Source organism: Nocardia sp., assembly GCF_025465275.1.
GTDB lineage: Bacteria > Actinomycetota > Actinomycetes > Mycobacteriales > Mycobacteriaceae > Nocardia.
Genome location: NZ_JAODNK010000231.1, coordinates 20,569 through 27,268, shown reverse-complemented (window position 1 = coordinate 27,268; position 6,700 = coordinate 20,569). Strand labels below are relative to the sequence as shown.

The following is a 6,700-nucleotide window of genomic DNA, read 5'->3' as shown; positions in this document are numbered from 1 at the left end:
TCTGGCCGAGCAGCATGCCCCCGCCGCCAGGCTTGGCACCCTGGCCGAGGACCACCTCGATGGCGTCGGCCTTGCGCAGGTCGTCGGGGTTCATCCCGTACCTGGAAGGCAGGTACTGGTAGACGAGGGTCTTGGACTGGCCGCGCTCCTCCGGCGTCATCCCGCCGTCGCCGGTGGTGGTGGAGGTCCCGGCCGTAGTGGCGCCACGTCCGAGGGCTTCCTTGGCGTTGGCGGACAGGGATCCGAAGCTCATGCCGGCGATGGTGACGGGGATGTCGAGGTGGAGAGGGTACCTGGCGTTTCTGGTGCCGAGGATGACGTCGGTGCCGCAGCGCTCGCGGTATCCCTCCAGCGGGTAGCGGGACATGCTCGCGCCGAGAAATAGCAGGTCGTCGAAGTGCGGCAGGCGTCGCTTGGCGCCCCAGCCCCGGATGTCGTAAACGCCCGTGGTGGCGGCCCGCTGGATGCCGTGGATGGTGGCGCGGTCGAAGGTGGCGGACTCCCGCAGGCCGAGCGCCGACAGGTCGTCGTACATGGTGTCCTCCGTATTCTTGGGCGGGGGTGGCGTCAGTACGCGCCCGCGTTGTCCACCTGGAAGTGATAGAGCCCGCGTGCGGAGCCGTACCGGCGGAAGGCGGCCGGGTCCTCGTCGATCTCGGCGGCCTTGAGCAGCTCCGCCAGCTCCGCGAGGTGCTCTTCGCGTACGGGCTTCTCGACGCAGTCGGCGCCAAGGGACTTGACGGTGCCCTTGACGTAGATACGGGCCTCGTAGAGCGAGTCGCCGAGCCCGTCGCCCGCGTCGCCGCAGACGACGAGGCGGCCGGCCTGGCCCATGAAGGCGCTCATGTGGCCGATATTGCCGCCTACGACTATGTCGACGCCCTTCATCGAAATGCCGCAGCGGGCACCGGCATTGCCCTCGATGACGAGCAGTCCGCCGTGCGCGGTCGCGCCCGCCGACTGCGAGGCATCGCCGCGCACCCGCACCGTGCCGGACATCATGTTCTCCGCGACACCGACACCGGCGCTGCCCTCGACCGTCACGGTGGCGTGCTGGTTCATGCCCGCGCAGTAGTAGCCGACGTGGCCTTCGACGGTGACCGCTATATCGCGGTCCAGCCCGCAGGCCAGAGCGTGTGCACCGCGCGGGTTCGCCAGGGTGACCACCGCCGGGGCATCCGCTGCCATGAGCGCGGAATTCACTGCGCGGGTGCCGGACTCGGCCACATCGAGCACCGTGCGCTCACTCACGATCGCCGCCATACGTACACCTCTTCCGGTTCGGGTTCGAAGATTCGGGCCTGCTCCACGCCGGGGAGATCGGCGAGTGCGCGGTACTCCGATGCCATGGCCACCCAGCGATCGGTTTCCGCGATGATGGCGGGCTTGCAGGCAATGGCATCACGGACCACCGCGAAGGAGTCGCTGGTGGAGACGAGCAGCGTGTAGAAGCCGTCGAAGACATCGTTGAGCAGGAGCAGCGCCTTCTCCAGGTCAGCGCCCTGCGCCAACTGCTGTGCGACGAAGCGCGCGCCCACCTCGGTGTCGTTCTCGCTGTCGAATTCGACTCCTGCGCGCTGCAATTCGTGCTTGATGCTCATGTGATTGCTGAATGAGCCGTTGTGCACCAGGCATTGGCCGGGGCCCACCGAGAAGGGATGGGAACCCTCTGCGGTGACAGCGGATTCGGTGGCCATGCGGGTGTGCGCGACCCCCTGCCAGCCCTGCGCCTGCGGGAGACCGAAGCCGTTCGCCAGGGTTGTCGGATTGCCGATGCCTTTGAGGACTGCGAGGCCGGGGCCGAAACCGATGACGCGGGCGCTCGGGGCTACGGCCCGGACCGCCTGCACCAGAGCTTCGGCTTCACCCCCGGAGGTTCCTGCCTGCATCGCACTGGCATTCTGCTGTGCCGGTGTGGATCCCGGCCAAAAAGCGCGCCGGGATGATGGTCCGGTGGCGTCCTGAAGTGACGAGGGCGCGACGGACTGAAGTGACGAGGGGGCGGTGTCCTGAAGTGACGAAGGCGCGGCGGATTGACGTGGCGAGGGGGCGGCGGACTGAAGCGAGGCGACTTCGGCGTGCAGCAGGATCGTGGGGTTCAGGTCTATGGCTGTAATCGGCATACCCATTGCGGCAGTCAGCTTTTCGGCCAGTTCGGCGGCCGGCAAGGGGCTGTCGAGCAGGGTGACTGTGACTGTGCCGGGCGGGGACCAAACGGGGTCGCCGTAGACGGCCATGCCAGCCGAATCTGGTCCGCGGTCGCACATTTGGTCCAGCATGCCCGTGAGCAGTGTGCCCAGTTGCGGATAGAGAGCAGGGTCGAGCAGGTGCAGGCCGACGATTCCGCACATTGGTGATCAGCTCCTTTCGGGAGTGAAGTTCGCCGGTCTGAGCGGTCAGGAATCGAGCTCAGGCGGCGGATGGTGCCGCCTGGCGGTGATTTGTGACCGCGCAGGCCGGTCGGGCGTCAGAATGCAGTGAGGTAGTGGTCGATCTCCCAGGCGGAAACCGTGTTGTGCCAGGCGAAGAACTCCTCGCGCTTGTGCCCGGCGAAGTAGGCGGCCACGCCGGGGCCGGCGATATCGAGGGCGGCGGTGACAACCGGGTCGGATTCCATGGCGTCCATGGCGTGCACGAGGGTCATGGGCAGCATGTCGCCGCGTTGTTCGCCAGGTGCGCCGGGATCGAGTTCGCGATCGATGCCGTCGAGTCCCGCCGCGATGGCGGCGGCCATGGCCAGGTACGGGTTGGCGGAGCCGTCCGCGCCGCGCAGTTCCACGCGGTGCTGGTCGGGGACGCGCAGGTAGTGGGTGCGGTCATTGCCGCCGTAGGTGGCGTATCGCGGGGACCAGGTCGCACCGCTGGCGGTGCTCGTCGCGCCGGTTCGCTTGTAGGAGTTGACGGTCGGGGCGATCACTCCCTGCAGAGCGCAGGCGTGATCGAGCATTCCGGCGAGGAAACCGTATGCGGTGGAAGACAATCCGAGCCCGCGCGGGTCATCGGCATCCGGGAAGAGCGGATGATCGCCCGACCACAGCGACAGGTGCATGTGCATGCCGGTACCGGTGCGATCGGTGAACGGCTTCGGCATGAAAGTGGCCTTCATACCGCGCTTTTCGGCAATCACCGAGAGCAGATAGCGGGCGGTGATCACCCGGTCCGCGGTGATCAGGGCGTCGGCGTAGTCGAAGTTCTGCTCGAACTGCCCGTTGCCGTCCTCGTGATCGCTGGCGTAATTGCCCCAGCCGAGCGTGTTCATGGCCTCCGATACCTCGGCCAGATGGTCGTACATGCGCGTCACATCGCGGGCGTCGTAACAGGGTTGCAGGCTCACATCGGCGGTATCGGCCGGGACCAGGCCGTTCGGCCCCTTGTCCACCAGGAAGTATTCGATCTCCGCGCCGACCTTCACGGAGTATCCGAGTTCGGCGGCCCGAGCTAGCGTGCGCTGCAGAATGACTCGCGGCGCGAACGGCCACGGCTCGCCCTCGACATGCGGTGTGCAGTGCACCATGGCCAGGCCGGGGCGCACGAAGGGAATCGGAATGAAGGTGGACGCGTCCGGAATCGCGACCAGATCCGAATCGCGCGGTTGCTGGCCCATCATTCCGGCCGCATAGCCGGCGAACCCGACACCGTCCGCCTCGAGCTGGCCGACCGCCTGCACCGGAACGAGTTTCGCGCACGGCTTGCCGGACAAGGTGGTGAATACCGCCAGGATGAAAGTGGTGCCGGTGGCATGCGCCTGTTCGGACAGCGTGCGGTGGGTCGTGATCGGCGTGACGGTGGCGGTGGTATCTGTCGCCATATCGGCTCCTGAAGCAGCAGGGTTCGGATGAGGTTGAGGTTCAGCGCATTTCGCCCGCGCCCACATACGGGTGCGGACTCAGCAGGGGGCGGCCTTCGGCGAAACGCTCGTAGCGGAAGTCGGCGGCATCGACATTCGGGAGCTCGGTTCGGTTGTGCAGCAGCATGTCCGCGACCATGCGGCCGACGGCCGGAGAGATCTTGAAACCGTGGCCGGAGAAACCGGTGGCCAGGAACAGGCCAGGTATCGGCGCGGGGCCGATGATCGGGTTGTAATCGGGGGTGACGTCGTACGCACCGACATAACTGCCGGTAATGCGCGGATCCGGCATCTGCGGCAGCCGGTGTTCCAGTCTGCCGACGACCTTTTCGACGGTGGAATCGTCGGCGCGGTTCACAAAATCGTCCGGATCGATGTATTCGGGAACGGCGTGATCGCTATTGCCCGCCAGCAGTTCACCATTGGGTTCCCGGCACAGGTACTGCAGGCTCACCAGATCGGAGAGCACCGGGACCTGCGGGAGCGGTTCACCCTGATCGATCAGGAGGAGTTGGGCGCGCTGGGCTTTCATAGGGACATCCACACCGGCGGTCGCGGCGAGCGCGGATGTCCACGGCCCGGCGGCCAGCACCACGGTTCCCGCGTGCACCTCGGTGCCGTCGGCCAGCTTCGCACCGGTGACGCGACCCGCCGCGGTAAGCAGCTCGGCCACCGGCGTCTGCTGGCGAATCCGCACACCCAGTGCGCGCGCCGCCGCCGCGAAGGCCATACCGGTCAGGTACGCCTCACCACGTCCACCACGGGGTTCGTAGGCGAAGGCGGCGAAATCGTCCACCCGCAGGCCCGGCCACAGCGCGGCCATATCGTCGTGGGCGAGCAGGTCCACCTCGATGCCCATGGCCTGCTGCATGGCCACATTCGCCTTCAACGGGTCCAGATTGTCCGCGCCGACGCCGACCGCGTACCCGCACTGCCGGAAACCCAGGTCGTCCCCGAGGATGTCGGGCGCGTTCTCGAAGAACGGCACCGACCACCAGGACATGGCCGCCAGCGAGGGTGCGCCGTAGTGGCAGCGGACCACGCCGCTGGACTTGCCGGTCATGCCCGAGCAGAGCGAATTCCGTTCCAGCAGCAGGATATCGGTGGCACCGCGCTCGGCCAGGGACCAGGCGATGGCGAGCCCTTCCAGGCCGCCTCCGATGATCAGGAACTCGGCGGTGTCGGTCATATGGCATCCCTCGGCTCAGCATCATTCATGTCTTCTACAGTGAATCACTGTTGATTGTCATGAAACCATACGAGCCGCGCCGAAGCACGCCGGTTTACGCAGCTTTCACAGTCACGTACCACGGCGCAACATCCACGATGGTCTACTCCCATGCAACGGTGATTCCCCTCAGGAACATCCGTTTGTATGGAATCCGTTTCTAAGTCAGGTGAAACATGGAACAAGCAGTAGCCGCGGCAGACACCGCGTGGATGCTCGCCGCCTTCGCCCTCGTGTCGATCATGGTGGCCGGACTGGCGCTGTTCTACGGCGGCATGGTCAGCGTCAAGAACACACTGAACATGGCCATGATGGTCTTCGGCGCCCTCGCTGTGGTGGGCGTGCTGTGGATCATCGTCGGCTACTCGGCCTCCTTCGGAAACTCGCTCGGCGGCCTCGGCCTGCTGGGTGATCCGCTGGAATACTTCGGATCGTCGAAACTCCTCGACGCACCCGCCACCCCCGGACTACCACCCGCCATCTTCTCCGCCTTCCAACTACTCTTCGCCGCACTGACAGTCGCGCTCATCGCGGGCGCGGTGGCCGACCGCATGAAGTTCGGCTCCTGGATGACCTTCGCCGGGATCTGGGCGCTGCTCGTGTATTTCCCTGTCGCACACTGGGTCTTCGCCTTCGACAGCAAGGACGGCTCGGTACACGGCGGCTGGATCGCCAATAAGCTCAAGGCCATCGACTTCGCCGGCGGCACGGCGGTGCACATCAATGCAGGCATTGCCGGGCTCGCACTGGCGCTGGTGCTCGGCAAGCGCAAAGTGTTCCCGAATTCGCCTCGCCCGCACAGCATTCCGCTGACGATGCTGGGTGCGGGCATTCTGTTCTGCGGCTGGTTCGGATTCAACGGCGGCTCGGCGCTGTCCTCGGGCAACCCCGCGTCCGTGGTGGTGCTCAATACCCTCGCCGCCTCTTGCGCGGGCATCTGCGGCTGGCTGGTCGTGGAGAAGTTCAAGGAGGGGCATGCCACCTCGCTCGGCGGCGCGTCCGGCCTGATCGCGGCGCTGGTCGGCATCACCCCCGCCTGCGGCGCGGTCTCGCCCATGGGCGCGCTCATCGTGGGCGCGGTCTGCGGTGTGGCGTGCTGCTTCGCCGTCTCACTGAAATACCGCTTCGGACTGGATGATTCGCTCGATGTGGTCGGCATCCACCTGACCGGCGGCATTATCGGCACCCTGCTCATCGGGCTGCTGGCCGACGGATCGGCGCCCAATGCCGTTGCCGGACTGTTCTACGGCGGCGGGCTGGATCAGCTGTGGCGGCAGACGGTCGCCGTGCTCGCGGTGCTCGCCTACACCTTCGTGGTGACCCTCGGCATCGCCAAGGTCATGGAGCGCTTCGGCGGCATCCGGGCCGATGCGGAGAGCGAGGCCATGGGCCTCGACCTGGCCGTGCACAGCGAAACCGCCTATGTGCTCGACCATGTCAGCATGCCGGCCGCCAAACCCGAACCGGCGGACGCGGTCACGGCCGCGGAAGCCATGACCAGCAAGGCGGCGGTCGCGGTCGAATAACCCGAAAGCCCGCGGCTCCTCCCGATCTTCACCCTCCTCATCAAGGGCGGGAGGGGGCCGCGTTCGACTGAAAGAGGTGGCAGCGCAACGGATCGTCCG

At 66.5% G+C, this 6,700-nt stretch carries 6 protein-coding genes; 1 reads left to right on the top strand and 5 read right to left on the bottom strand.

What is annotated here, in order from left to right; genetic code table 11:
• The 5 genes from JWN03_RS44370 to JWN03_RS44350 form a co-directional block, all read right to left on the bottom strand.
• Window positions 1-535: glutamate synthase-related protein (locus JWN03_RS44370; protein WP_297628825.1), on the bottom strand; the 535-nt coding region annotated here is incomplete at its 3' end.
• Window positions 536-567: 32 nt separating this feature from the next.
• On the bottom strand, window positions 568-1,263 hold the full coding sequence (locus JWN03_RS44365; RefSeq protein WP_297628823.1) for a protein glxC: 696 nt from the start codon (window positions 1,261-1,263) through the stop codon (window positions 568-570).
• Window positions 1,248-2,351, bottom strand: coding sequence for a glutamine amidotransferase (locus tag JWN03_RS44360; protein ID WP_297628821.1), 1,104 nt, complete (start codon window positions 2,349-2,351; stop codon window positions 1,248-1,250). Before JWN03_RS44360 ends, JWN03_RS44365 begins: the two co-directional genes overlap by 16 nt.
• 116 nt (window positions 2,352-2,467) lie before the next feature.
• On the bottom strand, window positions 2,468-3,808 hold the full coding sequence (gene glnT / locus JWN03_RS44355; RefSeq protein WP_297628819.1) for a type III glutamate--ammonia ligase: 1,341 nt from the start codon (window positions 3,806-3,808) through the stop codon (window positions 2,468-2,470).
• A 40-nt stretch (window positions 3,809-3,848) separates the two neighbouring features.
• Window positions 3,849-5,036: an NAD(P)/FAD-dependent oxidoreductase gene (locus JWN03_RS44350; RefSeq protein WP_297628817.1), complete on the bottom strand. Its 1,188-nt coding sequence runs from the start codon at window positions 5,034-5,036 to the stop codon at window positions 3,849-3,851.
• A gap of 215 nt (window positions 5,037-5,251) precedes the next feature.
• Between JWN03_RS44350 and JWN03_RS44345 the strand changes: the two genes are divergently transcribed.
• Window positions 5,252-6,601 carry an ammonium transporter gene (locus tag JWN03_RS44345; RefSeq protein WP_297628815.1) on the top strand — a complete coding sequence of 450 codons (1,350 nt, stop codon included), beginning with the start codon at window positions 5,252-5,254 and terminating at the stop codon, window positions 6,599-6,601.
• Window positions 6,602-6,700 lie beyond the last annotated feature (99 nt).

Bases quoted from the DNA above. Each gene is read 5' to 3' on its own strand.
- JWN03_RS44365 (WP_297628823.1), bottom strand. From the start codon at position 1,263: ATGGCGGCGATCGTGAGTGAGCGCACGGTGCTCGATGTGGCCGAGTCC.
- JWN03_RS44360 (WP_297628821.1), bottom strand. From the start codon at position 2,351: ATGTGCGGAATCGTCGGCCTGCACCTGCTCGACCCTGCTCTCTATCCG.
- glnT (WP_297628819.1), bottom strand. From the start codon at position 3,808: ATGGCGACAGATACCACCGCCACCGTCACGCCGATCACGACCCACCGC.
- JWN03_RS44350 (WP_297628817.1), bottom strand. From the start codon at position 5,036: ATGACCGACACCGCCGAGTTCCTGATCATCGGAGGCGGCCTGGAAGGG.
- JWN03_RS44345 (WP_297628815.1), top strand. From the start codon at position 5,252: ATGGAACAAGCAGTAGCCGCGGCAGACACCGCGTGGATGCTCGCCGCC.